At 63.4% G+C, this 26,023-nt stretch carries 27 protein-coding genes; 13 read left to right on the top strand and 14 right to left on the bottom strand.

All coding sequences use genetic code 11. The annotated features are described in order from the left end of the window. Position 1: 1 nt before the first annotated feature. From QU481_RS08420 to QU481_RS08475, 12 genes are all read right to left on the bottom strand, one after another. The gene (locus QU481_RS08420) at positions 2 to 1,093 is read right to left on the bottom strand and encodes an efflux RND transporter periplasmic adaptor subunit (RefSeq protein ID WP_289829506.1); all 1,092 of its coding nucleotides are present in this window, start codon (positions 1,091 to 1,093) and stop codon (positions 2 to 4) included. A 92-nt stretch (positions 1,094 to 1,185) separates the two neighbouring features. Continuing rightward, positions 1,186 to 2,448 carry a murein transglycosylase A gene (gene mltA, locus QU481_RS08425; RefSeq protein WP_289829507.1) on the bottom strand — a complete coding sequence of 421 codons (1,263 nt, stop codon included), beginning with the start codon at positions 2,446 to 2,448 and terminating at the stop codon, positions 1,186 to 1,188. Positions 2,449 to 2,633: 185 nt separating this feature from the next. Next, positions 2,634 to 3,224, bottom strand: a complete 591-nt coding sequence (locus QU481_RS08430) for a glutathione peroxidase (protein ID WP_289829508.1) — start codon at positions 3,222 to 3,224, stop codon at positions 2,634 to 2,636. Positions 3,225 to 3,362: 138 nt separating this feature from the next. Then, positions 3,363 to 3,728: a thioredoxin gene (gene trxA, locus QU481_RS08435; protein WP_289829509.1), complete on the bottom strand. Its 366-nt coding sequence runs from the start codon at positions 3,726 to 3,728 to the stop codon at positions 3,363 to 3,365. Positions 3,729 to 3,870: 142 nt separating this feature from the next. Further along, positions 3,871 to 4,818, bottom strand: coding sequence for a class I SAM-dependent methyltransferase (locus QU481_RS08440; RefSeq protein ID WP_289829510.1), 948 nt, complete (start codon positions 4,816 to 4,818; stop codon positions 3,871 to 3,873). 110 nt (positions 4,819 to 4,928) lie between these two features. Continuing rightward, positions 4,929 to 5,456: a pantetheine-phosphate adenylyltransferase gene (coaD, locus tag QU481_RS08445; protein ID WP_289829511.1), complete on the bottom strand. Its 528-nt coding sequence runs from the start codon at positions 5,454 to 5,456 to the stop codon at positions 4,929 to 4,931. Positions 5,457 to 5,560: 104 nt separating this feature from the next. Further along, the gene (locus tag QU481_RS08450) at positions 5,561 to 6,535 is read right to left on the bottom strand and encodes a peptide ABC transporter ATP-binding protein (protein WP_289829512.1); all 975 of its coding nucleotides are present in this window, start codon (positions 6,533 to 6,535) and stop codon (positions 5,561 to 5,563) included. Continuing rightward, positions 6,532 to 7,530, bottom strand: a complete 999-nt coding sequence (locus QU481_RS08455) for an ABC transporter ATP-binding protein (protein WP_289829513.1) — start codon at positions 7,528 to 7,530, stop codon at positions 6,532 to 6,534. Before QU481_RS08455 ends, QU481_RS08450 begins: the two co-directional genes overlap by 4 nt. Before the next feature lie 10 nt (positions 7,531 to 7,540). Beyond that, positions 7,541 to 8,455, bottom strand: coding sequence for an ABC transporter permease subunit (locus QU481_RS08460; RefSeq protein WP_289829514.1), 915 nt, complete (start codon positions 8,453 to 8,455; stop codon positions 7,541 to 7,543). Between the two features lie 18 nt (positions 8,456 to 8,473). Next, entirely contained in the window at positions 8,474 to 9,502 is a 1,029-nt protein-coding gene (locus QU481_RS08465) for an ABC transporter permease subunit (RefSeq protein ID WP_289829516.1), read from the bottom strand. Between the two features lie 427 nt (positions 9,503 to 9,929). After that, positions 9,930 to 11,525 carry an ABC transporter substrate-binding protein gene (locus QU481_RS08470; protein WP_289829517.1) on the bottom strand — a complete coding sequence of 532 codons (1,596 nt, stop codon included), beginning with the start codon at positions 11,523 to 11,525 and terminating at the stop codon, positions 9,930 to 9,932. A gap of 367 nt (positions 11,526 to 11,892) precedes the next feature. Beyond that, complete coding sequence (locus QU481_RS08475) at positions 11,893 to 13,014, bottom strand: beta-ketoacyl-ACP synthase III (protein WP_289829518.1); 1,122 nt, start codon at positions 13,012 to 13,014, stop codon at positions 11,893 to 11,895. A 269-nt stretch (positions 13,015 to 13,283) separates the two neighbouring features. Between QU481_RS08475 and iscR the strand changes: the two genes are divergently transcribed. From iscR to udk, 10 genes are all read left to right on the top strand, one after another. After that, positions 13,284 to 13,772 (top strand): Fe-S cluster assembly transcriptional regulator IscR, encoded by a 489-nt coding sequence (iscR, locus tag QU481_RS08480; RefSeq protein WP_289829519.1) that lies wholly within the window; start codon positions 13,284 to 13,286, stop codon positions 13,770 to 13,772. Positions 13,773 to 13,795: 23 nt separating this feature from the next. After that, complete coding sequence (locus QU481_RS08485; protein ID WP_289829520.1) at positions 13,796 to 15,013, top strand: IscS subfamily cysteine desulfurase; 1,218 nt, start codon at positions 13,796 to 13,798, stop codon at positions 15,011 to 15,013. 70 nt (positions 15,014 to 15,083) lie between these two features. Beyond that, the gene (gene iscU, locus QU481_RS08490; protein WP_289829521.1) at positions 15,084 to 15,470 is read left to right on the top strand and encodes a Fe-S cluster assembly scaffold IscU; all 387 of its coding nucleotides are present in this window, start codon (positions 15,084 to 15,086) and stop codon (positions 15,468 to 15,470) included. 59 nt (positions 15,471 to 15,529) lie between these two features. Next, positions 15,530 to 15,853: an iron-sulfur cluster assembly protein IscA gene (gene iscA, locus QU481_RS08495; RefSeq protein WP_289829522.1), complete on the top strand. Its 324-nt coding sequence runs from the start codon at positions 15,530 to 15,532 to the stop codon at positions 15,851 to 15,853. Between the two features lie 70 nt (positions 15,854 to 15,923). Continuing rightward, positions 15,924 to 16,460, top strand: coding sequence for a Fe-S protein assembly co-chaperone HscB (hscB, locus tag QU481_RS08500; RefSeq protein ID WP_289829523.1), 537 nt, complete (start codon positions 15,924 to 15,926; stop codon positions 16,458 to 16,460). Between the two features lie 118 nt (positions 16,461 to 16,578). Further along, positions 16,579 to 18,435 carry a Fe-S protein assembly chaperone HscA gene (hscA, locus tag QU481_RS08505; protein WP_289829524.1) on the top strand — a complete coding sequence of 619 codons (1,857 nt, stop codon included), beginning with the start codon at positions 16,579 to 16,581 and terminating at the stop codon, positions 18,433 to 18,435. A gap of 11 nt (positions 18,436 to 18,446) precedes the next feature. Beyond that, positions 18,447 to 18,788: an ISC system 2Fe-2S type ferredoxin gene (gene fdx, locus QU481_RS08510; RefSeq protein ID WP_289829525.1), complete on the top strand. Its 342-nt coding sequence runs from the start codon at positions 18,447 to 18,449 to the stop codon at positions 18,786 to 18,788. Positions 18,789 to 18,808: 20 nt separating this feature from the next. Beyond that, entirely contained in the window at positions 18,809 to 19,003 is a 195-nt protein-coding gene (gene iscX, locus QU481_RS08515) for a Fe-S cluster assembly protein IscX (protein ID WP_289829526.1), read from the top strand. Positions 19,004 to 19,148: 145 nt separating this feature from the next. After that, a complete protein-coding gene (locus QU481_RS08520) occupies positions 19,149 to 19,793 on the top strand; it encodes a glutathione S-transferase family protein (RefSeq protein WP_289829527.1) in 645 nt (214 codons plus the stop codon). Between the two features lie 90 nt (positions 19,794 to 19,883). Next, positions 19,884 to 20,498: a uridine kinase gene (udk, locus tag QU481_RS08525; protein ID WP_289829528.1), complete on the top strand. Its 615-nt coding sequence runs from the start codon at positions 19,884 to 19,886 to the stop codon at positions 20,496 to 20,498. 179 nt (positions 20,499 to 20,677) lie between these two features. On the opposite strand, the gene QU481_RS08530 is transcribed toward udk, so the two are convergent. Next, on the bottom strand, positions 20,678 to 21,244 hold the full coding sequence (locus QU481_RS08530; RefSeq protein WP_289829529.1) for a BPSL1445 family SYLF domain-containing lipoprotein: 567 nt from the start codon (positions 21,242 to 21,244) through the stop codon (positions 20,678 to 20,680). Between the two features lie 500 nt (positions 21,245 to 21,744). Between QU481_RS08530 and hmpA the strand changes: the two genes are divergently transcribed. Both hmpA and QU481_RS08540 read left to right on the top strand, forming a co-directional pair. Continuing rightward, positions 21,745 to 22,965 (top strand): NO-inducible flavohemoprotein, encoded by a 1,221-nt coding sequence (hmpA, locus tag QU481_RS08535; RefSeq protein WP_289829530.1) that lies wholly within the window; start codon positions 21,745 to 21,747, stop codon positions 22,963 to 22,965. Positions 22,966 to 23,192: 227 nt separating this feature from the next. Next, positions 23,193 to 23,636, top strand: a complete 444-nt coding sequence (locus tag QU481_RS08540) for an RrF2 family transcriptional regulator (RefSeq protein WP_289829531.1) — start codon at positions 23,193 to 23,195, stop codon at positions 23,634 to 23,636. 71 nt (positions 23,637 to 23,707) lie between these two features. On the opposite strand, the gene hemN is transcribed toward QU481_RS08540, so the two are convergent. Beyond that, the gene (gene hemN, locus QU481_RS08545; protein ID WP_289829555.1) at positions 23,708 to 25,117 is read right to left on the bottom strand and encodes an oxygen-independent coproporphyrinogen III oxidase; all 1,410 of its coding nucleotides are present in this window, start codon (positions 25,115 to 25,117) and stop codon (positions 23,708 to 23,710) included. A 102-nt stretch (positions 25,118 to 25,219) separates the two neighbouring features. On the opposite strand from hemN, the gene fnr reads away from it, so the two are divergent. Then, positions 25,220 to 25,963, top strand: coding sequence for a fumarate/nitrate reduction transcriptional regulator Fnr (gene fnr / locus QU481_RS08550; protein WP_289829532.1), 744 nt, complete (start codon positions 25,220 to 25,222; stop codon positions 25,961 to 25,963). The last annotated feature ends 60 nt before the right edge of the window (positions 25,964 to 26,023 follow it).

Below are 26,023 nucleotides of genomic sequence, written 5' to 3' on the forward strand. Positions count from 1 at the left end.
CTCAGCCGGCGCGCGGCAGCATCACCGCATCGCCCGGCTTCATGCCGAGTAGCGCCGCCGACAGCACCGTCTCACCGGCGGAAACGCCGGTGACCGCCGCCTGGCGCTCCGACTCCGACGTGAGCAGCAAGGTCACCGGCCGCTTCTCGAGTTTGCCGTTCTTCACCACCATCACCCACGGCTTGCCGCTGCGGTCGTTGATCGCGGCCAGCGGCAGTGCCACATGGTCGCTCACTTCCTTGAGCACCAGCGCACCCTTCACGAACTGGCCGCCCTTGAGCACGCCGTCCTTGTTCTCTACCCGCACGTAGACGGTGAAGCTGCGCGTGCTGACCGATGCCACCGGGTTGATCCGCACCAGCTGCCCTTTGAAGCGCTCGGACAGCCCTTCGACGCTGAAGCGCGCCGGCAGGCCGGTCTTCACTTGCGAGATCTGCCTGGACGGCAGCGTGGCGGCGATCTCCAGCACCGACAGGTCGGCGACCGCGAACAGACGGGCGTTCTTGACGATCTGCTCGCCCGGATTGATCTTGCGCTCGTACACCACGCCGGTGATCGGCGCATGCACCACGGTGTACGACAGCTGCTTGCGCGCCCGCGCCAGCTGACTGCGCTGCGCCTCCAGCTCCCCGGCTTTCACCACGTAGGCGCTCTCCGCTTCATCGAGTGCGGTCTTGGAGATGAAGCCCTTGCCGGCCAGCTCGCGCTGCTGGTTGAGCTTGATCTTGGCGAGTCTCAACTGCGACTCGTTGTTGCTGAGCCGGGCACTTTGCTCGGCAACGCTCTGGCGCAGCTCCTCGCTGTCTATCGTCGCCAGCACCTGCCCCGCTTTCACCCTTTCACCCTCGCGCACCTTCACCTCGCTGACGGTGCCATCGATCTGCGAAGCAAGCACACTGCTGGACAGCGCCGACAGCGTACCGGTGAACGGCAGGCTGTCGGCGACCGGTGCCACGCACGCAGTCAGCACGTCGGCGCTGGCGAGTTCGCGCGCAGGGTTGACGGGCTTGGCATCGGCCGCCGGCTGGGATTTGCCACAGGCGGCAAGCAGTACCACGCTGGCGACGATGATCAGGCGAAGGGTCTTGGTCATAAAGATCGCGAGAGTTGTTGATCAAGGCTGGGGTGGCGTCGTTCGCGGCCAGGCACTGCGACGCCCCCTCATCCGGCGAAGCGAGCCGGCGCTCAGGCCGGCGGGTTGACGCCCTTGGGCAAGAGCAGCCACAGGCTGCCCTGCTGCTTCATCCGCCCCGCGTACATGCCAGCCTCGGTGCCGTAGCCCCAGAAGAAGTCGGCACGCAGCGCGCCGCGGATCGCGGTGCCGGTGTCCTGCGCGTGCATCAGGCGGTTGAGCGGCTGGGTCGACAGCGGGTAGGTGGTCGACAGGTAGACCGGCGAGCCGAGCGGAATGTAATGCGGGTCGACCGCAATGCTATAGCCGTCGGTCAGCGGCACGCCCAGCGCGCCGAGCGGGCCGCCCTCCGGATGGCCGAGGGTGCGGAAGAAGATGTAGCTCGGGTTGACATTGAACAGCTCGTCCTGACGCGAGGGGTTGCGGGCGATCCAGTCCTGGATGCCCTGCATCGACGCATCACCCAACGTCATCTGCCCCTGGTTGACCAGCCACTTGCCGATCGACTGATAGGGATAGCCGTTGGTGTCGGCGAAACCGACGCGCAGAAAGCTGCCGTCGTCGAGCTGGATGCGCCCCGAGCCCTGCACCTGCAGGAAGAACAGCTCGACCGGGTTCTCCACCCAGGCGAGCACCTGTGCGGTATTTACGCCCTGTCCCTGCGCGATTTGCGCGCGGGTGTAGTACGGCACGAAGCGGTTGCCGTCAATGCGCCCCTTCAACGTCTTGCCGCGGCCGTCGTTGGCGAAGTCGGTCGGATTCAGCTCGAACTCTCCTGCCCCGGCGCTCGTCTTACCCGGCACCAGCATCAGGCGCTTGGCGCCGGCACGGCGGGCGACCAGCACCGAGCGTGCACGGTCGGCGGCGGAGACGTCCAGCGACAACAGGTCGATTGGTGCGCCGTACACCGGGTATGGGGTGCGTGCGGACCGGGTGCGGCTACCGGCCAAGAGTGGCTCGTAATAGCCGGTGATCAGGCCGGTGTTGCTCGCGCCGTCGCGCAGCTGCCACGGCACGAAGCGGGCCTCGAAGAACTGGCGCACCATCGCGGCATTGTCCGGCGACAAGCGGGCCGCCTCGCTGCACACCGGGCCCCAGCCAGCGCGGCGCTGCAGCGTCTTGCAGCTTTGCTGCAGTGCCAACAGCGTGGTACCGGATTGCTGCGCTTTCCAGTCGGGCAGCTGGTCGAAGCCGACCGGGGCGTAGCGAGCGTTGCCGCCGAAGGAGGGACCACTGCTACTGGTCGGCGCACGCGGTGCGGTGGAACAGGCTGCCAGCCAGATCAGCGGCAGCAGCAGAAGAAGCCGTTTGAGCATGGGAATACCATCAACAGAATCGGGGCGCGTGGCTCGGACCCCCGGGCCTCACATTGTACGACGGCTGTGACAGGATGACAGCGGCGCAGTTCAGCACCGCCTAATGTTTTGCCGGGCATAAAAAACGCTGCCCGGATGGATGTTCCGGGCAGCGTGTGCAGAGACCTCGACAGAGCGGCCTGATGCTACGAGCCGCTGATCGCCTTCAAGCGGGGAGGCGCTGGCGGCGGCACGCTTGGCGCCGGCGCGGGCATCCCGTTCAGATAGTCCTCGATCTGGCCGATCAATTTCGGGTCGTCCGGCTCGGTGCGGGTGCCGTAGCTCGTCACCGTTGTGCCTCCCGGCGCGATCAGATATTTGTGGAAGTTCCAGCGCGGTGCGTCGCCGCTTACCGTGATCAGCTGGCGGTACAGCGGGATCGCGTCCGGCCCGACTACGTGCGCCTTGGTCGCCATCGGGAAGCTGACACCGTAGTTGGCCAAACAGAACTTGCCGATGTCGCTGTTCCTTTCGAGCTCCTGGTGAAAGTCATTCGACGGCACGCCGACGATGACGAAACCGCGATCGCGATAGCGCTTGTACAGCGCCTCGAGCTTGGTGAACTGCGGGGTGTAACCGCAGTGGCTGGCGGTGTTCACGACCAGCACCGGTCGGTCGGCGTACTGGCACAGATCAACCGTACCGCCCATCAACCCCGGCAGCTGTTGATTCAGCAGCGTCGGGCAGGCGGCCTGGGCGGTGAGTGGCAGCCAACAAAACAGCAGAAACGTCTTCATGAGCCTCGTCTTCAACGCCTCGGGGGGGAACTGATTTGACTCTAGCCGCCCTGCCTTCCGGCGACAATCGCCGATTTGCAGAACAAAACGGGCGGACAGGGTCCGCCCCTGCCCGCCCGCTACCAGCAATCGACAGACTTACTGCTGTTCGGCTTCTGCCAACTCGGCCTTGACCTTGTCCATGTCGAGCGCACGCACTTCGCCGATCAGTTGCTCGAGCTGGCCCCCGCTCAACGCGCCGGCCTGGTTGAACAGCAACACGTTGTCGCGCAGCACCATCAGCGTCGGGATCGAACGGATGTTGAAATGGGCCGCCAGATCCTGCTCTTCCTCGGTGTTGATCTTGGCGAACACGACGTCGGTGTGCTTGTCGGACGCGGCTTCGAACACCGGGCCGAACGACTTGCACGGGCCGCACCACGGTGCCCAGAAATCGAGGATGACGATGCCGTCGGTGTCGACGATGCTGTTGAAGGTGTCGGCGGTGAGGTTGATGGTCGCCATGGCGGTTTCTTTCCTATCGGTTACGGGTGGCTACGTGCCATGGGCTCAGGATAGGGGCGCACCGCCGCTTTTGAAAGGGATAGCACCGCTTATATTTTTCAACCTGTCCGATAGCGGCCGACTATCCCTTGCGATGACAACCTTAGCTGCGATGCTGGATGCGCCAGCACTGGTGGATCTTCTTGTTGCGGAAGTCCTCCGGCACCGACTGCGCGCTGATGTCGCGCACCGCGTAGCGTTCGGCCAACGCGGGTTCCAGCGTGAAGCTGCGCAGGTTGTTGGAGAAGTACAGCGTGCCGCCCGGTGCCAGCAGCGCCATCGCCCCGTCGATCAGCCGCTCCTGGTCGCGCTGCACGTCGAGGATCTCCAGCATCTTCTTCGAGTTGGAGAAGCTCGGCGGGTCCATCACGATCAGGTCGAACTGCTTGCCGGCCGCACGCGCGTCGTCCAGATACTGGAACACGTCGGCGCGGACCAGCCGGTGCGCGTCGAGGTCCAGGCCGTTCAGCTCGAAGTTGCGACGCGACCAGGCCTGATAGGTGTTGGACAGGTCGACCGTCTCGCTCGACACCGCGCCGCCAGCGGCGGCGTAGACGGTGAAGCTGCCGGTATAAGCGAACAGGTTGAGGAAGCGCTTGCCAGCCGCCTCCTCGCGCACCCGCTTGCGGGTATTGCGGTGATCGAGAAACAGCCCGGTGTCGAGATAGGTGTCGAGGTTGACCCAGAAACGTTGACCGAACTCCTCGATCACGAAGTCCTCGCCCTCCTCGCCGGTCTTCTCGTACTGGTTCTCGCCCTTCTGGCGGCGACGGGTCTTCACCGATACCGCGCTCTTGTCGAAACCGGTGACGAAGCAGATCGCCTCCACCACTTCGGCAAGCCACGCCTCGTGCTCGTCATCCGGCATCAGCCAGCCGGTGTCGAACTCCTGCAGGTGCACGCGCTCGCCGTAGAAATCGACCGCGAACGGAAACTGCGGCACGTCCCGGTCGTAGGCGCGCCAGGCGTCGATGCCCTGGCGACGCGCCCACTTGAGGTAATGCTTGATGTTCTTGCCGAGCCGGTTGGCGAAGGGACTGACGTCCACCATGACAGCGCTTACTCCTGATCTAGAAAAGGACTGGCGCCGCCCCGCCCGAGCCGGACGGAAACAGCGCCATCGATAGGAATGGATTGTACACCGGCCACAGCCGGTGGGTCCTACTGGCTCTTCTGATAGGCAATCAGCTTGCGGTACACCGGCTCCGGCAGGTACTGGCGGATCACGTTCTCCCAGCCCTGCGGACCGACCAGACCCTTCACCATCGTCGACGACACCTCGGCGTACTCGCGTGGCGGCAACAGGAAGATGGTGGTGATGTCCGGGTGCAGGTCGGAATTGATGTAGCGCATGGTGCGCTCGTACTCGTAGTCGCTGGCGGTGCGGATGCCGCGCACGATGTAGTTGGCACCGATGCTCTGCGCGTAGTTGACCAGGAACTGGTGCTCGAACACCTCGACGCGCAGTTTGGAGAAGCCGCGCGTAACAGCGCGCAGCATGTCGGCGCGTTCCTCCACACTGAAGGTGCAATGCTTGTCGGGATTGACCCCAATGGCGACCACCAGCTCGTCGAACAGCTCGACGGCCTCGCGGATCATCCACAGGTGCCCATTGGTCGGCGGGTCGAAGCTACCGGCATACACGGCACGTTTCAATTCTCGTCTTCCTCGATAGTGGATCGTATTCATGGCGAATGTACCCCGCGTGACGGAAGGCGGACAAGCCGTTTTTTTGCAGCGCAATAAAAAAACCCCGCCAATGGCGGGGTTTCGCAACCGGCTATCCCAGTCTATCAGACGTTGATTTCCTCGGCTCGGTGGCAAGCCACCTGGCGGCCGCCGATCGGGCGCAGCTCCGGCACCTCCTGCTTGCAGCGCTCCACCGCGTGCGGGCAGCGCTTGTGGAAAGCGCAGCCGGTCGGCGGATTGAGCGGGCTGGGCAGCTCGCCGACGATCTTGATTTTGGTCTTGCGGTCTTCCGGGTGGATCGACGGCGTGGCCGACAACAGCGCCTGGGTGTACGGGTGCAGCGGCTTGGCATACAGCGCCGTCTTGCTGCCCACCTCCACCGCGCGGCCCAGGTACATCACCATCACGTCGTCGGCGACATGCTCGACCACCGACAGGTTGTGCGAGATGAACACATAGGCGGTGCCGAATTCCTGCTGCAGGTCCATGAACAGGTTGAGCACCTGCGCCTGGATCGACACGTCCAGCGCCGAGGTCGGCTCGTCGGCCACCACGATCTTCGGGTTCAGCATCATCGCCCGCGCGATCGCGATCCGCTGGCGCTGACCGCCGGAGAACATGTGCGGATAGCGGTAGAAATGCTCCGGGCGCAGGCCGACCTTGGCCATCATCGCCTTCACCTTGGCCTCGCGTTCGGCGGCGGACAGATCGCTGTTGATCGTCAGCGGTTCGGCCAACTGGGTGCCGATCTTCTGGCGCGGGTTGAGCGAGGCATACGGGTTCTGGAACACCATCTGCACCTTGCGGCGCAGCGCCTTCAGCTCGCTCTGGCCGGCCTTGGCCACCGACACATTGTCGAGGCTCAGCTCGCCCGAGGTCGGCTCCTCGATCAGCGTCAGCTGGCGCGCCAGCGTCGACTTGCCGCAACCGGACTCGCCGACCACCGCCAGCGTCTTGCCCGCCGCTAGCTCGAACGACACGCCGTTGAGCGCCTTGACGGTGGCATGCCCCTTCATAAAGCCGCGCGACACCTTGTAGTGGCGGGTCAGGTCGCGGGCGGATAGAACGATTTGACTCATTGGGCGACCTTCCGATCACGAATTTCGACGGGCTGGGCGATCAGCGGGAAGTGGCAACGCACGCTGCCGTTGGCCGACGGCGTGAGCTGCGGCCGCTCGGCGCGGCAGCGCTCCTGCACATACGGGCAACGCGGCGACAACAGACAGCCACTCGGCCGGTCGTACTGGCCCGGCACGATGCCCGGCAGCGTCGACAGCCGCTCGGCGCCCTTGCTGTGCTCCGGGATCGACGCCAACAGCGCCTCGGTGTACGGGTGGGCCGGTTGGCGGAACAGCTCCGGCACGCGGCCGAGTTCGGCCACCTGGCCCGCGTACATCACCGCCACCCTGTCGGCCATCTCGGCCACCACCGCCAGGTCGTGGGTGATCATGATCAGCGCCATGTTCTGGCTCTTCTGCAGATTGACCAAGAGGTCCATGATCTGCGCCTGGATGGTCACGTCGAGCGCGGTGGTCGGCTCGTCGGCGATCAGCAGCTTGGGGTTACAGGCGATCGCCATGGCGATCACCACCCGCTGGCTCATGCCGCCGGACAGCTGGTGCGGATAGGCGTCCAGCCGGCTCTTCGCCGCCGGGATCTCCACCATCTCCATCAGTTCCAGCGCGCGCTGCTTGAGCTTGGCGCCGCGCAGCCCCTGGTGCACCTTCAGCACTTCCATGATCTGGTAGCCGACGGTGTAGCTCGGGTTCAGGCTGGTCATCGGATCCTGGAAGATCATCGCAATGTCCTTGCCGACGATCTTGCGGCGTTCGCGCGCGCTGAGCTTGAGCAAGTTCTTGCCGTCGAAGGAGAGCTCGTCGGCGGTGACGCGGCCCGGGGCGTCGATCAGCCCCATCAGCGCCATCATCGTCACCGACTTGCCCGAGCCCGACTCGCCGACGATGCCGACGATCTCGCCCTGGTTGACGGTCAGGTCCATGTTCTCGACCGCGCGGAACGGATTGGCCGGATTGCCGAACGCGACCGAGAGGTTCTTGATAGTTAGCAGACTCATCGCATTCCCCTCAGGCGGCGCGTTTCAGTTTCGGGTCGAGCGCATCGCGCAGGCCGTCGCCCATCAGGTTGATCGCCAGCACCGACAACAGAATGGTCAGACCCGGCAGGGTCACCACCCACCAGGCGCGTTCGATGTAGTCGCGTGCGGAGGCGAGCATGGTGCCCCACTCGGCGGCCGGCGGCTGCACGCCCAGGCCCAGGAAGCCCAGCGCGGCGGCATCGAGGATGGCCGACGAGAAGCTCATCGTCGCGTGCACGATCAGCGGCGCCATGCAGTTGGGCAGCACGGTGACGAACATCAGCCGGATCAGGCCCGCGCCGGCGACGCGGCTGGCGGTCACGTAGTCGCGGTTCAGTTCGGTCATCGCCGACGCGCGGGTCAGGCGCACGTAGGCCGGCAGCGCGGTAAACGCGATCGCGATGATGGTGTTGATCAGGCCGGGCCCTAGGATGGCGACGATCGCCACCGCCAACAGCAGCGACGGCAGCGCCATCATGATGTCCATCAGGCGCATGATCATCGGCCCGAGCACCTTCGGGAAGAACGCGGCCAACAGGCCGAGGATGACGCCCGGGATCAGCGCCATCATCACCGAAGACAGACCGATCAGCAGCGACAGGCGGGCGCCGTAGATCAGGCGCGACAGGATGTCGCGGCCCAGTTCGTCGGTGCCGAGCAGGAAGCTCGCATGGCCGCCTTCCAGCCAGGCCGGAGGGGTCAAGAGGTGATCGCGGAACTGTTCGATCGGGCTGTGCGGGGCCACCAGCGGCGCGAACACGGCGGCCAGCAGCACCAGCGCCATGAACACCAGGCCGGCGACGGCCCCCTTGTTGAATGAGAAGCCCTGCCAGAACTCCTTGAGCGGCGAGGGATAGGTCTGCGAGAGGTCCTCGCGAGCGGCGGTTTGGACGGTATTCGCCATGATGTCTCTCCTTGCGGCTTACTTGGCGTGGCGGATACGCGGGTTGGCGATACCGTAGAGGATGTCCACGATAAAGTTCACCACGATGATCAGGGTGGCGACGATCAGGATGCCGTTCTGCACCACCGGATAGTCACGGCGCGCGATCGCGTCGATCAGCCACTTGCCGATGCCCGGCCAGGAGAAGATGGTCTCGGTCAGCACCGCACCGCCCATCAGCGTGCCCACCTGCAGGCCGACCACGGTCAGCACCGGGATCAGCGCATTGCGCAGGGTGTGGATGAAGATCACCCGAGCCGGCGACAGGCCCTTGGCGCGCGCGGTGCGCACATAGTCCTCGCGCAGCACTTCCAGCATCGACGAGCGGGTCATCCGCGCGATCACCGCCAGCGGGATGGTACCCAGCACGATGGCCGGCAGGATCAGGTGCTTGAGCGCGTCGACGAAGGCGCCGGCGTTGGCCGACGGGTCGGCCCGCTCGGCCAACCAGCTGTCGATCAGCATGAAGCCGGTGCGCGGAGTGATGTCGTAGGCAAGATCGAGGCGGCCCGAGACCGGGGTCCAGCCAAGCTTCACCGAGAAGAACATGATCAGGATCAGGCCCCACCAGAAGATCGGCATCGAGAAGCCGGTCAGCGAGATACCCATCACCCCGTGGTCGAAGATCGAGCCGCGCTTGATCGCGGCGATCACGCCGGCGAGCAAGCCGACCACCACCGCGAAGATCATCGCGGCGGTTGCCAGTTCCAGCGTGGCCGGGAACAGGGTGGTGAATTCGTGCCAGACGCTGTCACGGGTGATCAGCGACTCGCCGAAGTTGCCGTGCAGCAGATTGGTGAGGTAATCGAAGTACTGGGCAGGCAACGGCTTGTCGAGACCGAGCCGGTGCATCGCCGCGGCATGCATCGCCGGGTCGAGCGTACGCTCGCCCACCATCACCTCGATTGGGTCGCCCGGAATCATCCGGATCAGACCGAAAGTCAGCAGCGTGACCCCCAGGAAGGTGGGAATCAGCACGCTCAGTCGTCGGAACAGGAACAACAGCATGGGACTTCTCTCGTTTCGGGTTGTCCGAAATGGCGGCGTGGCCGTCGGTATGCCGGTGGATCGGCACGCGACACGCGCAGGACCTCGTCGCCGCATTGCAACGCAGAGTGAAGTGTCAGGATGTCGGGAGAAATCGGGAGGGGGACGGCGGGAGAGGTGTCGGGCAACAGCCACGACCGAACCACCCACCTAAAACGGTCATCGCTGCTGCCTCGACCTGTGCAAGATAGCAGCCGGTACCCGAACCGATCTTGATTCAGGTCAAACCCACGACCATTCCACTCCGTTTTCACCCTTCCGTCCGCTTCACGCTGCCAGGGAGCCAGTCGCCCAGAAAAAATGCCCCCTGGATAAACGACCGTCCCTTAATGCACATCGGGGGCCTGGCCCCCGACGTGCACGCTACAGCTTCAGCAGCAAACCCGCCTTACTTCAGGCTGACGCCGTAGAACGAGTTCAGGCCAAACGGGCTGACCTTGAACCCTTGCACCGACTTGCTCATCGGCTGGTTCACGGTGGAGTGGGCGATCGTGGTCAGCGGAACCTGCTGCTTCACGATCTCCTGCGCCTTCATATAGAGCTTGGTGCGCTCGGCAACGTTGGAGGTCGTCTTGCCCTTCTGGATCAGGTCTTCGAACGGTTTGTAGCACCACTTCGAGAAGTTGTTGCCGTTCATCGCGTCGCAGCCGAACAGCACGCCCAGCCAGTTGTCCGGGTCGCCGTTGTCGCCGGTCCAGCCGATCAGCATGGTGTCCTGCTCGCCCTTCTTGGCGCGCTTGATGTACTCACCCCACTCGTACGACTGGATCTTGGCCTTCACGCCGATCTTGGCCCAGTCGGCCTGGATCATTTCGGCCATCAGCTTGGCGTTCGGGTTGTACGGACGCTGCACCGGCATCGCCCACAGGCCCAGGTCGAAGCCGTTCGGGAAACCGGCCTTGGCCAGCAGCGCCTTGGCTTTATCCGGGCTGTACGGCGCATCCTTCAGCGACTTGTTGTATGACCATTGGGTCGGCGGCATCGGGTTGGTGGCCGACTGGCCTGCACCCTGGTACACCGCGTCGAGGATGGCTTTCTTGTTGATCGCCATGTCGAGCGCTTCGCGCACTTCCAGCTTGTCCAGCGGCTTATGCTTCACGTTATAGGCAAGGTAGCCCAGGTTGAAACCAGGCTGGGTAATCACCTTCAGCTTGGCATCGGCCTTGATCGCCGGCAGGTCGGCCGGACGCGGGAAGGTGGTGATCTGGCACTCGCCGGCCTTCAGCTTCTGGAAGCGTACCGACGGGTCGGTGGTGATCGCGAACACCAGGTTGTCGACCTTCGGACCGTCAGCCTTGTTCCAGTAGTCCTTGTTGGCGGCAAAGCGGATCTGCGCGTCCTTCTGGTAGCGCTTGAAGATGAACGGGCCGGTGCCGACCGGTTGCTGATTGATCAGCTGCGGCTTGCCTTCTTTCAACAGCTTGTCCGCGTATTCGGCCGACTGGACCGACGCGAAGCTCATTGCCAGGTTCTGCACGAAGGCGGCATCGATCTTCTTCAGGGTGAACTTGACGGTGTACGGATCGACCTTTTCGACCTTGGTGATGTTCTCGTCCATGCCCATGTCAGTGAAGTACGGGAACTCGGTCGGGTACGCCTTGCGGAACGCATTGTTCTTGTTGAGCATGCGGTCGAAGGTGAATACCACGTCGTCGGCGTTGAACTCGCGGGTCGGCTTGAAGTAGTCGGTAGTCTGGAACTTCACACCGTGGCGCAGGTGGAAGGTGTAGGTCAGGCCGTCCGAGGAGACGTCCCATTTCTCGGCAAGGCCCGGGATGACCTTGGTGCTGCCGCGCTCGAACTGTGTCAGGCGGTTGAACACGGTTTCGGCCGAGGCGTCGAAATCGGTACCGGTGGTGTACTGACCCGGGTCGAAACCGGCCGGGCTCCCCTCCGAGCAATAAATCAAGGTGCCGGCAGCCTGGGCCATCGAGGCGGCGGTAAGCAGTCCGGCAGTAATCAGCAGCGTCTTGGCAGCGCGCATTGATAGTTTCCTTCTTCTCTGTTTATAAACGGTAATTATTTTTATATAACCTGACGCTCTATGGCGTCGCCGGGATACATTATTCAGGTCGTGATGAATTGGCAAGTGCAATCCGTACCGCACGTTTTGGGTAGTTCGGCGCCACGGTCATTCGACGGAGCACCGCCCTCCCCTAGCCAATTCACCACGACCCATTTGCCCGACTAGTGTGAGCTGTGAGCGCGAGTATTTCAGAAGGCTCCCCTTCCTATCCACTTACAAAAACTTATGCTTGCTACGTTTTTGTTATAGGCGGTGAGGTGGCATGCCTACATTCAGCGGCATCGATGTATCGTCGTTTGTATCGTTGGCGACAAAATGTGACAAATCAATATTTCTTCAGAACGACCGAACCGACCGAATAGCCGGCGCCGAACGACGACAGTACGCCGACCTGCCCTGCCGCCATGTCACGGCTATACAGGTGGAAGGCGATCACCGAGCCGGCAGAACTGGTATTGGCGTAACGATCGAGGATCACCGGCGCTTCGTCGCGGTTGGCTTCGCGGCCGAGCACCCGGCGGGCGATCAGCTCGTTCATGCCGAGGTTGGCCTGATGCAACCAGAAGCGCCTGACGGCAGTCGGTTCGAGCGCCAGCTCGGCGAGGTGGGCGACGATATGCTCGCCGACCATCGGACATACCTCCTTGAACACCTTGCGGCCCTGCTGCACGAACAGCTTGTCCAGTGCGCCGCTACCGCGCTCGTCGCAGCGGTTGAGGAAACCGGCGTTGTTGCGGATGTTGTTGGAAAACAGCGTGGCCAGTTTGCTGCCGAGCACCGCGAAACGCTGCGCCGACACCGCCAGGTCGGCCCGCTCCAGCACCACCGCGGTGCAGGCGTCGCCGAAGATGAAGTGGCTGTCCCGGTCGCGGAAATTCAGGTGGGCGGAACAAATTTCCGGGTTCACCATCAGCACCGCGCGAGCCTGACCGCTCGCGATCGCATTGGCTGCGGTCTGGATGCCGAAGGTCGCCGACGAACAGGCGACATTCATATCAAAGGCGAAACCATCGATGCCCAGCGCGTTCTGCACCTCGATCGCCAGCGCCGGGTAGGCTCGCTGCAGGTTCGAGCAAGCGACGATCACCATGTCGATGTCGGCCGCCGAGCGCCCAGCGTTCTCCAGCGCCTCGCGCGCCGCGTGCACCGCCATCTCGGCTTGGACCGACATCTCCTCGTTGCCGCGCTCTGGCAGGAAAGGTTTCATCCGCTCGGGATCGAGCACGCCATCCTTGTCGAGCACGAAGCGGCTCTGAATGCCCGACGCCTTGACGATGAATTCCGCGCTCGATTCGACCAGCGCTTCGGTCTTGCCGCCTGCAATCGCGTCGGCGTGCTCGGTGTTATAACGGTTGACGTAACGGTTGAACGAGGCCACCAGCTCTTCATTGCTGATGGCATGCGGCGGGGTGAACAGTCCGGTGCCGCTGATAACGACCTGATTCATTGATGGGTTTTCCTGTTGGCGCTCTGGGCAAGGATGCCAGAGCAGATCCGTCGATCCAAACAAATGTTTGCTTGAATCATACACCAAGCATCTCCTTACCATTTAGCCCGCCACACAGAAAAGCGTGCCCAATTCCGACTAAACCCAGTAAAATAGTCGGGTTTGTCCTGAACCGGCGGCGTGCGGGCCGGGGCCTTCGGCCACGAATAGTTGACTAAAATACTCGGAAATAAGATACTGGCCGGCAACCACCCAAGGGAAACCCGACCATGCGACTGACTACCAAAGGCCGCTTTGCCGTTACGGCCATGCTCGACCTGGCATTGCGCGAGAGCAACGGCCCGGTAACGCTGGCCGGTATCAGCGAGCGCCAGAGCATCTCGCTCTCCTATCTTGAGCAGCTGTTCGGCAAACTGCGCCGCGCCAGCCTGGTGGAGAGCGTCCGCGGTCCCGGCGGCGGCTATACGCTAGCCAAGGATGCCGAGGCGATTTCGGTGGCCGACATCATCGTCGCGGTCGACGAACCGGTCGATGCGACGCAATGTGGCGGCCGCGAGAACTGCCTTGGCACCAATCAGCGCTGCATGACCCACGACCTGTGGACCAGCCTGAACACCACGATTTTCGATTATCTGTCCAAGGTCAGCCTGGCCAGTTTGGTCAACAGCCAACGCACCAAGGACGTAAATGTATTGCAGGATCAGCGCGAGGCTCGTCCAAGCCGCCGCAGCCGCTCCGAATCCATCACCGGCCTATAACCGGACCCAGTGGAGAACCCGTAATGAGCCAGCCCAAGCTTCCGATCTACCTTGATTACTCCGCCACCACCCCGATCGACCCGCGTGTCGCCGAGGTGATGATTCCCTACCTGACCGAAAAGTTCGGCAACCCGGCCAGCCGCAGCCATAGCTTCGGTTGGGAAGCCGAGGAGGCGGTGGAGAACGCGCGCGCCGAGGTAGCGAAGCTGCTCAACTGCGACGCCAAGGAAATCATCTGGACCTCGGGTGCGACCGAGTCGGACAACCTGGCGATCAAGGGCGCGGCCCAGTTCTACAAGAGCAAGGGCAAGCATCTGATCACCGTCAAGACCGAACACAAGGCGGTGCTCGACCCGATGCGCGAGCTGGAGCGTCAGGGCTTCGAGGTGACTTACCTCGGCGTTCAGGAAAACGGCCTGCTCGACATCGAAGAATTCAAGGCGGCGATCCGTCCGGACACCATCCTCGCGTCGGTGATGTTCGTTAACAACGAGATCGGCGTGATCCAGGACATCGCTCAACTGGGCGAGATCTGCCGTGCCAACGGCGTGATCTTCCACGTCGACGCGGCCCAGGCGACCGGCAAGGTCGAAATCGACCTGGAGAAGCTCAAGGTCGACCTGATGAGCCTGTCGGCGCACAAGACCTACGGCCCGAAAGGCATCGGCGCGCTGTACGTGCGCCGCAAGCCGCGCGTGCGCCTCGAGGCGCAGATGCACGGCGGCGGTCATGAGCGCGGCTTCCGCTCCGGCACGCTGGCTCCACACCAGATCGCCGGCATGGGCGAGGCGTTCCGCATCGCCCGCGAGGAGATGGCTACCGAGAACGAGCGCATCCGCATGCTGCGCGACCGCCTGTGGAACGGCCTGAAGGGCATGGAAGAGGTGTACATCAATGGCGACCTCGACCAGCGCGTACCGCACAACCTGAACGTCAGCTTCAACTTCGTCGAAGGCGAGTCGCTGATCATGGCAGTGAAAGACCTGGCGGTGTCGTCCGGCTCGGCTTGTACCTCGGCCAGCCTGGAGCCGTCGTACGTGCTGCGCGCGCTTGGCCGCAACGATGAACTGGCGCACAGCTCGATCCGTTTCACCATCGGTCGCTTCACCACCGTCGAGGAAGTCGACTACGCGGTAGAGCTGATGCGTGCCAAGATCGGCAAACTGCGCGAACTGTCGCCGCTGTGGGAGATGTTCAAGGAAGGCATCGACCTCAACACCGTGCAATGGGCTGCTCACTAAAATGAAGTAAAGGGGACCGGGGTGCCTCGCGGCGCCACCGGGTCCTGCACTACGAGATCGGAGAGAAAACATGTCTTACAGCGAAAAGGTCCTCGACCACTACGAACACCCCCGCAACGTCGGCGCCTTCGAGAAGGGCGACGAGTCGGTCGGTACCGGCATGGTCGGCGCGCCGGCCTGTGGTGATGTGATGAAGCTGCAGATCAAGGTTGGCGAAGACGGCGTGATCGAAGACGCCAAGTTCAAGACCTACGGCTGTGGTTCGGCGATCGCCTCGTCGTCGCTGGTGACTGAGTGGGTGAAGGGCAAGACGCTCGACCAGGCCCTCGCGATCAAGAACACCGCCATCGCCGAAGAACTGGCGCTGCCGCCGGTGAAGATCCACTGCTCCATCCTCGCCGAAGACGCGATCAAGGCGGCAGTGAGCGACTACAAGAAAAAGCACGGCCTGGAATAAGCCGCGCCTGGTATTCGGCCCGGCGGCAGTGCTGCCGGGCGTAGCAAAGAGACTCGATCATGGCAATTACTCTGAGCGAACGCGCGGCAGACCATATCCGCAACTTTCTGACCCGCCGCGGCAAGGGCCTGGGCATCCGCCTCGGGGTGAAGACCTCGGGCTGCTCGGGGATGGCGTACAAGCTGGAGTTCGTCGACGTCGCCCACGATGACGATCTGACCTTCGAGAGCTTTGGCGTAACGGTGTTCACCGATGCGAAGAGCCTGGCCTACCTCGACGGTACCGAGCTCGACTACGCGAAGGAAGGCCTGAACGAGGGCTTCAAGTTCAACAACCCGAACGTGAAGAACGAGTGCGGCTGCGGCGAAAGCTTCCACGTCTGAGACGCCCGGCGTCGCCCAGTCGACCACGCGCAGCGCCCGCAGCCTGCGCGTTTTTGTTAGCCAGAATACGATGACTCTCGATTTCAAGCAGGACTTCTTTGCCCTGTTCGGCCAGCCTCGCCGCTTTGGCCTCGACGCCGCTGCGCTCGATGCCGCCTATCGCGCGATCGCCGCCGAAGTGCACCCGGACCGTTATGCCAGCGCTCCCGATAGCGAACGACGCTTGGCGCTGATGCACGCGACCCGGGTCAACGAAGGTTACCAGACGCTGCGCCAGCCACTGGCGCGCGCCCGCTACCTGCTGCAGCTGGCCGGCATCGACACTCAGGAAGAAACCAACACCAGCATGCCGGCCGAGTTCCTGATGGAACAGATGGAGTGGCGCGAAGCGATTGCCGATGCGCGCGCCGGCAGCCATGTCGAGCAGTTGGAAAAGCTCGCCCGCGAGCTGGCCGGCGACCTGAAGTCACTGGAGGCCGAACTGGCTGAAGCCCTCGACAGCGCCGATCCGGACTTGGACGGCGCCGCTCAGCTGGTGCGAAAATGGCGCTTTATGGAAAAGCTCGACCAGGAAATCGGTGACGCGATCGAAGCGCTGCTGTATTGAACAGCGTCCGGTGACAGGCCATCCGCTCCCATTCACCGCTCGCCTCAGGATTACCGCCCCCTTTGTTGCTTACTGCTTGAGTGCCCTGCCGCGCCAGGACACACGGGACCACTAAACGATGGCATTACTGCAAATCGCCGAACCCGGCCTCTCCACCGCCCCGCACCAGCACCGTCTGGCGGTCGGCATCGACCTTGGCACCACCAACTCGCTGGTCGCCACCGTACGCAGCGGCAGCGCCACCTGCCTGCCCGACGAGTTTGGCCGCTCCCTCCTGCCCTCGGTCGTGCATTACAGCAAGGCCGGCACCGTGGTCGGCCACAATGCGCAAGCCGAGCAAAGCCACGACCCGCACAACACCATCGTGTCGGTGAAACGCTTCATGGGCCGGGGGCTGGCCGATCTACCGGACGCGGGCAGCCTGCCCTACCACTTCGTCGATGCGCCGGGCATGCTGCAGCTGTCGACCCGCGCCGGCGCAAAGAGCCCGGTCGAGGTATCGGCCGACATCCTGCGCACGCTGAAGGAGCGCGCCGAGGCGAGCCTCGGCGGCGAACTGACCGGTGCGGTGATCACCGTGCCGGCCTATTTCGACGACGCGCAGCGCCAAGCGACCAAGGACGCGGCGCGGCTGGCCGGGCTGAACGTACTGCGCCTGTTGAACGAACCGACCGCGGCGGCGATCGCCTACGGCCTCGACAACGCCTCGGAAGGCACCTACGTGGTGTACGACCTCGGCGGCGGCACGTTCGACGTGTCGATCCTGAAGCTGTCGCGCGGTGTGTTCGAGGTGCTGGCGACCAGCGGCGACTCGGCACTGGGCGGCGACGACTTCGACCACCGCATCTACTGCTGGATGCTGTCCGAAGCGGGTCTGTCCGGCCTCGGCGCACACAATACCCGCCTGTTGCTGACCCGCGCCCGCGAAGCCAAAGAAGCGCTGACCGAGCACACCGAGACGCGTATCACAGCGATCCTGTCCGACGGCGAGAGCATCGACCTGACGCTCGACCAGGCGACCTTCCACGAGATCACCAAGACGCTGGTCGACAAGACGCTGCTGCCGGTGCGCAAGGCGCTGCGCGACGCCAAGATCAGCGTCGATGACGTAAAGGGCGTGGTGATGGTCGGCGGTGCCACCCGCATGCCGCAGGTGCAAAAGGCGGTCGGCGAATTGTTCGGCCAGCCTCCGCTGACCAACCTCGACCCGGACAAGGTGGTCGCGCTCGGCGCGGCGATGCAGGCCAACGTGCTCGCGGGCAACAAGGGCGACGACGATTGGCTGCTGCTGGACGTAATTCCCCTGTCGCTAGGCCTCGAAACGATGGGTGGCCTGGTCGAGAAGGTGATCCCGCGCAACAGTACCATCCCGACCGCGCGCGCGCAGGAATTCACCACCTTCAAGGACGGCCAGACCGCGATGGCGATCCATGTGCTGCAGGGCGAGCGCGAGCTGGTCGCCGACTGCCGTTCGCTGGCTCGTTTCGTGCTGCACGGCATCCCGCCGATGGTCGCCGGCGCCGCGCGCATCCGCGTCACCTTCCAGGTCGACGCTGACGGTCTGCTGTCGGTGACTGCACGCGAACAATCGTCCGGCGTCGAGGCCCATATCGAGGTGAAGCCGTCGTACGGCCTGTCCGACGACGAGATCAGCCGGATGCTGACCGAGTCGCTCAGCCACGTGAAGGAAGACATCGAGGCACGCAAACTGCGCGAGGCAATCGTCGATGCCGAGAGCCTGCTTGAGGCGACCCGCTCGGCACTGGCCAGCGACGGCGACCTGCTCGACGCCGCCGAGCGCGCGGACATCGACGCGGCGCTCGCGGTGGCCGATGCGGCCATCAAGGGCGACAGCACCCGTGCCGTCAATGACGCCGCTGCCGCTCTGTCGCGCCTCACCGACCCGTTTGCCGAGCGCCGCATGAATCGCAACATCCAGCGCGCGCTCAAAGGCCACAACATCAGCGAATTGTAAGGAGTCACCCCATGCCGCAAATCATCGTGCTGCCGCACCCCGAGCTGTGCCCGGAAGGCGCGGTCATCGACGATGTCCAGCCCGGCGAGAGCATCTGCCAGGCATTGCTCGATCATGATATCGAAATCGAGCATGCCTGCGAGATGTCCTGTGCCTGCACCACCTGTCACGTGATCGTGCGCGAGGGCCTCGAGTCGCTGAACGAAGCGGACGAGCTGGAGGAAGACATGCTCGACAAGGCCTGGGGCCTCGAGCCGAACTCGCGCCTGTCCTGCCAGGCGATCGTTGCCGCCGAAGACCTGGTCGTGGAACTGCCGCGCTACACCATCAACCTCGCCCGCGAAAACCACTGAGCGAGACAGGAGACCCCGCCATGAAATGGACCGACAGCCTCGACATCGCCATCGAACTGAGCGAAACCCACCCGGACGTTGACCCGACCCGGATCAACTTCGTCGACCTGCGCGACTGGGTGCTGGCGCTACCGGAGTTCGACGACGACCCGAAGCACTGCGGCGAGAAGATCCTGGAAGCGATCCAGCAGGCCTGGATCGACGAAGTCGAATAAGCCCGTCCCAGCCCAATGTTGGCCGAACGCCCCGCCCCGCGCGGGGCGTTGTCGTTTTGCCACGCAGGCCGGTCGCGGCGATGACGAAGCACTACACTGAAACCAACCCTTAACCAGTCCTTTGGCCAACCTTGCGGGGTCCCTCATGTTCAGACTGATCATCGGCAACAAGAACACCTCGTCCTGGTCGCTGCGCCCCTGGCTGATCCTGGCGATGCTCGACGAACCGTTCATCGAGGTGCTGATCCGGCTAGATCAGCCTGACACCAAGGAGAAGATCCTGTCGGTCAACCCCGCCGGCAAGGTACCGGTACTGATCGACGGCCACGTGAAGATATGGGACTCGCTGGCGATCTGCGAATACCTGAACGAGTGCTTTCCCGGTGCGCAGTTGTGGCCGGAAGACCCGGCCGAACGCGCCCATGCCCGCTCGCTCGCGGCCGAAATGCACGCCGGCTTCGCCGCACTGCGCCAGCATCTGCCGATGGACGTCTGCGGCCGTTACCCGCGTGAGGACAGCAACCTGCAGGTGGACCGCGACATCGCCCGCATCATCGCGGTCTGGGAGGAGTTGCGCGCCAAACATATCAGCGACGGACCGTTCCTGTTCGGTCGCTTCGGCATCGTCGATGCGATGTTTGCCCCGGTCGCCAGCCGTTTCGTCACCTACGACATCGCGCTGCCACCGATGTCGCAGGCCTGGGTCGACCATCTGCTCGGCACAAAGGCGATGCAACGCTGGATCAGCGAAGCCGCTGCAGAGGTGGCACACGCCGAGCCCCCTCACTGACGCGGTCAATTCGGCCCCGTGCCGCCACCCTGGCGGATGGCAAAATCGCCACGGGTCATTAGAATGGCGCGTTTCTCTGGCGAAGCCTTCATGAGCACTCCCTTCATCCTCGGCGTGGCCGGCGGCAGTGGCAGCGGTAAGAGCACGGTGACCCGCAAGGTAGTCGAGGCGATCGGCACGGACAAGGTCGCGGTCATCGTCCAGGACAACTATTACCTCGACCAGCGGCAGCTGCCACTCGAGGAGCGGCTGCGCAGCAACTATGATCACCCCCACGCGCTAGACTGGCCTTTGCTGATCCAGCATATCGGCGCGTTGCGCGGCGGTGCGACGATCAAGATGCCGGTCTACGACTTCGCCGCACACACCCGCGCCGGACAGACCGTGGCAGTGGCTCCCGCTCCGGTGATCGTGATCGAAGGGATCTTCGCGCTGTACGACGCGACGCTGCGCGAGATGATGTCGCTGAAGCTCTTCGTCGACACCGACGACGACGTGCGCTTCATCCGTCGCTTGAGCCGCGATATCGCGGAACGCGGCCGCACGATGGACAACGTGATGGAACAATACCAGGCAACGGTACGGCCGATGCACAAGCAGTTCGTCGAACCGACCAAGCACTACGCCGACGTGATCCTGCCGCACGGCTGCAACGAGCCGGCCGTCGCCATGATCACCGCGCTCCTCGAGCGAGTCATGCGCTAAGCGCTGCCCGCCCCTCCCACATTGTTGCCCTGCCATGCTAGTGGCCCTGCCTACGGCAGAGCACTTGGGAGATCGCTACGCACGAATGTAGTTCGTGCCTCCTCCCGAAGGTGGCAGCCAGATGGAAAAGCATGGTAGAACCACCGGTCTAGCCATGCTGTTGTTGTCCGCACCTGAAGCTAGAGATCCAACTTGCTGACCTTGGTGCCTTCCAGCGTCAAATCCGCCATCAGCCCTGCATTGGTCATCACGAAGCCGATTATCGGCTGCGTCGCGGTCGAAGTATCGACCTTGCCGTTGGCACCGACCTTCAGCACTGCCACCGATGCGTCGACACCGGCAGTCCAGCCGCTGCTGCTCTTGAATTTGTTCAGCGCCGCCTGGTTCATGAACAAGAACATCACCGTTTTGCTCTGCGCACCGATCTGTAGACCAAACGAGCCGGAGGTAGTGCTGTAGTAGCCCGTGGTTCGCCCTCCCTCACGCAGCGAGCCAGTACCGTATTCGCCGCCGACCATCAGGCCCGCAGCGACCACCGATGGGAACACCAGCACGCCGCGCGCCTTGCCTACCAACTCGCGCGAGCCACCGACATTGCTGTAGAGCCGCGACAGTGCATTGTCGACACCGGCATCGATCTCGCGCCGCGTGCCGCTGGCCGCCCCCTGATGGGAGGTCGTGGTACAGCCGAGCAGGCTGGTGGCACTCAATGCCAGTGCGGTCAGGATAAACGTCCGTCTTTGCATTTTGCCCTCCTCACAATCCACGACCGGCAGCCACATGCTCGAACAGCCGTCACACCAACGTGCGGCTCCTGAAACAGGCAGACTCGCTCCAATCGCCCGATTGTCAGAAAACTGGGTTTCAGCCGGAAAAACCGCCGATACGCCGTCGCTGCCGGCTGTTGTCTACCCCCCTTCATCATTGGCCACATTGTACCGAGCGAGCCGCAGGCCCCTGACAGGCGGGGGATTGTGGCATCCAACCGGTCGCCTGACGCGGCCCAGCCCGATGTCGCAGCGAAGGTACTGCCTTCATTCTGTCACGCGCCGGCTTGTTGCCTTTCTGCTAGCGCTTTTTGGAAAAAGCGACGAAACACTTGGTCGCCCGATTCAATAGATGTATCATTCGCACATCTTCAAAGCGTACCGCGGTACGCACCGCATGGATCGAGCGGAAAGTGCGATCCAGTGTCAGCTGTCCGCGGATTAACATGTATTTTTAATACATCAAAAGGATGTCCAGCATGCTCGATGCGAACACTCGCCAACTCGTCAAAGCCACTGTGCCGGTTCTCAAGGAGCACGGCGTTACGCTGACCAGCCACTTCTACCAGCGCATGTTCCGCCACAATCCGGAGCTGAAGCACCTGTTCAACCAAGGCCACCAAGCTAGCGGCCAGCAGCAGACTGCGCTGGCGCTGGCGGTGCTCGGTTACGCCGAGAACATCGACGATCCGTCGGTGCTGGCACCGGTGGTCGGCCGTATCGCGCACAAGCATGCCAGCCTGGGCATCCGCGCCGAGCATTACCCGATCGTCGGCGGTCACCTGCTCGCCTCGATCCGCGAGGTACTCGGCGACGCCGCCAGCGACGAGCTGATCGCCGCCTGGGCCGCCGCTTACGGCCAGCTGGCCGACATCCTGATCGCGGCCGAAGCCGAGCTGTACCGCAACGCCGCGCTGGCCGAAGGCGGCTGGTCGGGATGGCGCCCGTTCAAGGTTGGCCGAAAGGTGCGTGAAAGCGACGAGATCACCTCGTTCTACCTCTACCCGGTCGATGGTGCGCCGGTACCGAGCTTCGTGCCGGGCCAGTACATCAGCGTGCGCGGCCGCGCTGCCGGCGGAGCGTTGATCCAGCCTCGCCAGTACAGCCTGTCGGATGCGCCGAACCCCGAGTACCTGCGCCTGTCGATCAAGCGCGAACAGGGCGATGCGAGCCGACCGGATGGCCTGATCTCCAACTGGATGCACGACGAAGTCGAGGAAGGCACGCTGGTCGAACTGGCTCCGCCGTTCGGCGACTTCGTGCTCGACACCGATAAAGACAGCCCGGTCGTGCTGATCAGCGGCGGCGTTGGTCTGACGCCGATGGTGTCGATGCTGAACCAGCTGGTGCAAGAGCAGCCGACCCGCCGTGTCGCCTTCGTGCACGCGGCCCGCAACCGCCAGGTACACGCGTTGAACGACCATGTTCGCAACCTGGCCGAACGCCACCCGCAGCTGAACGTCCAGGTGTTCTACGAGCACGCCAGCAATGACGACCGCCTCGGCGTCGACTATGAACACCAGGGTCGCATCGACCTGGCGGCGATCCGCGAAACCGCGATCGTCCCGGACGCCGACTACTACCTGTGCGGCCCGGTGCCCTTCATGCGCGCGCAACTGGCATCGCTGCAGGAACTGGGTGTACCGGCCGAACGCATCCACTACGAGGTATTCGGCTCGCACGTGCTGGCTGCGGCGTAAGTCCTCCTCCCGCGTGGTTGTGCTGCCTTGCCGTATGACGTGTACTATCGTTTCACCGTCACGTCGTCGCTGCGGGCAGCACGCCTCGCCGGGGTTGCTTCACCCGGCTTTGGCGGCGAGAAACACTTCGGCGCTGCCACGCTTTGTGCGCAGCGCCGAATGCACAGCAATTGAGCGGGCGGCGGCGACGCGCTATGCTGCCTGCTACTAACTAACACCACCTAGCCATGCAGCTGACCCGTTTTACCGACCTTGGTCTGCGCGTGCTGATGTACCTGACCTTCAGCGAGCGCGACACCCCTGTGACCATCAGTGAGATCGCCGAGCGGTTCGAGGCGTCGCGCAACCATCTGGTGAAGGTGGTGCACTTCATGGCGCAGCAAGGGTGGTTGGCGACCAGTCGCGGCAAGGGCGGTGGTCTCGCACTGGCGCATCCGCCATCCGCCTACCGGCTCGACCAGCTAATCCGCACTCTGGAAGGTGATCGCCCGCTGGTCGACTGTTCCGATCCGCCCTGTGCGCTACGCGGCGGCTGCCTGCTCAAAGGCGTGCTCGATGCCGGCCGCGACGCGTTCTACGCCACACTCGAGCACTATACCCTGGCGGACCTGTCGTCCCCGCCGACCGGCCCGGCGATCATCCGGCTGCACCAGCACCGCCCGGGCAGCTGATCCCCTTTAATGAAAAAGGTTTTCGTGGCGACCCTCCCCCTTTTCCTCGGAAAGGGCCGACCGAAGCCCGATCAAATCGTCTTCGAGTAACGCGCCTCGGTGCGCTTCTCGCGCAGATGGCGGTCGAACACCATCGCGATGTTGCGGATCAGGAAACGCCCCTTGGGCATCACCATCAGGAAGTCGCCATCGAAGCTTAACAACCCGAGCTGTTCGAACTCGCTCAGCGCCTCTAGCTCAACCGAGAAATAGTCGCCGAAGTCGATGCCGAATACCTGCTCGATCGCCTCGACCGACAATGCGAAGCGGCACATCAGCGCCTGGATCACGCTGCGGCGCAGGATATCGTCCTGGCTCAGCGTCATGCCGCGCAGCACCGGCAACCTCCCGGCGTCAAGCGCCGCGTAATAGGCATCGAGTTCCTTCTCGTTCTGGCTGTAACAGGCGCCGACCTTGCCGATCGCCGACACGCCGATGCCAATCAGGTCGCAGTCGGCGTGGGTCGAATAGCCCTGAAAGTTGCGCTGCAGCCGCCCCTGACGCAGTGCGACCGCCAGATCGTCGTCCGGCTTGGCAAAGTGGTCCATGCCGATAAACAGGTAACCGGCATCGATCAACTGCGCCACCGACTGCTGCAGGATGTCGAGCTTCTCCGCTGCGCTCGGCAGTTCGGACTCGATAATGCGCCGCTGCGGCTTAAACAGCGTCGGCAGGTGCGCGTAGTTGTACAGCGCGACGCGATCCGGGCCGGCTGCGATCACCTTCTCCAGGGTTCGACGCACACTGCCGCAGGACTGCCGCGGCAGGCCGTAGATCAGGTCGACACTGACCGACTTGAAACCGGCATCGCGCGCGGCTTGAATGACCTCAAGCGTCTCGGCCTCGCTCTGCACCCGGTTTACCGCCTGCTGCACCGCCGGCTCGAAGTCCTGGATGCCGACGCTCATGCGGTTGAAGCCCAGCGCCGCCAGGTGAAACACCGTGGAGCGGCTGACCTTACGCGGATCGATCTCGATCGAGTACTCGCCCTCGGGCAGGAAGTTGAAGTGCCGGCGCAGCATCGCCATCAGCCGGGAGAGCTGCGCATCGGACAGAAAGGTCGGTGTGCCGCCGCCAAAGTGCAGTTGCGCCAGCGTCTCGCGCACACCGAGCGCCTCGGCGATCAGCGCCAGCTCTTTTTCCAGATAATCGAGGTAGATATCTGCACGCGACTTGTCTTTGGTAATGACTTTATTGCAGCCGCAGTAATAGCAGATGGTATTACAGAAAGGTAAATGAGCATATAATGATATTGCTTTGCGACTGGCACCGATACGGTGTTGCCCCAACCAGTGACGATAGTCGGCCCCAGTAAAAGTCGGTGCAAAGCGATCCGCTGTCGGGTACGAGGTATAGCGCGGCCCGGCGCCGTCGAGTTTCTCGATCAGATTGCGGTCGAACTCCAATCGCTCGGGCGAAAACGGGTGGCTGGCGATGGTCATTTTCTGATCCGGTGAGTCTTGCGATAGACTCACACCATCGCGCATCACCATATTGTCCGCCTTGACCAGCATCAACTAGTCTCGGCTAAACGGGTTTCAGGCATGAATGATCAACTTTTCCACCCTCACTCGCTCAAGGTCACCTGCTCCAACTGCAGTCTGCGGGAGCTGTGCCTACCGGTCGGTCTGAGCCGCGAGGAGCTGTCGCAACTTGACGCGGTGATCCGACAAAGCCGCCGCCTGAAACGCGGCGAGTACCTGTTCCGCAGCGGCGAAGGCTTCCGCTCGCTGTTCGCGGTGCGTACCGGCTTTTTCAAGACCAGCGTCGCAAGCCAGGATGGCCGCGAGCAGGTCACCGGCTTTCACATGTCGGGCGAGCTGATGGGCCTTGACGGCATTTCGGCCAATGTCCACGGCTGCGATGCGATCGCGCTCGAAGACAGCGAGGTGTGCGAGCTGCCGTTCAGCCGGATGGAGAGCCTGGGGCGAGAGATCCCTAGCCTGCAGCACCACTTTTACCGCTTGATGAGCCGCGAGATCGTGCGCGATCAGAGCGTGATGCTGCTGCTTGGCAATATGAAAGCCGAAGAGCGGCTGGCCGCCTTCCTGCTCAACCTGTCGAGCCGCCTCTCGTCGCGCGGCTTCTCAGCCAACGACTTCATCCTGCGCATGAGCCGCGAAGAGATCGGCAGCTTCCTGGGCCTGAAACTCGAGACTGTCAGCCGCACGCTGTCGAAATTTGCCCAGCAGGGCTGGCTCAGCGTCGATCACAAGCACATCAAGCTCGAGCAACCGGAAGCGCTGAAGGCCCTTGTGTCCGGCTGTTCGCAGGCACCGAGCGTCTGAGCCGCAATGCCTCCGACACGCCAAGGGCCGGTCACATGACCGGCCCTTGTGCTTTTCCTC

The sequence above is a fragment of the Crenobacter oryzisoli genome (assembly GCF_030385785.1).
In the GTDB taxonomy this organism is placed as follows: domain Bacteria; phylum Pseudomonadota; class Gammaproteobacteria; order Burkholderiales; family Chromobacteriaceae; genus Crenobacter_A; species Crenobacter_A oryzisoli.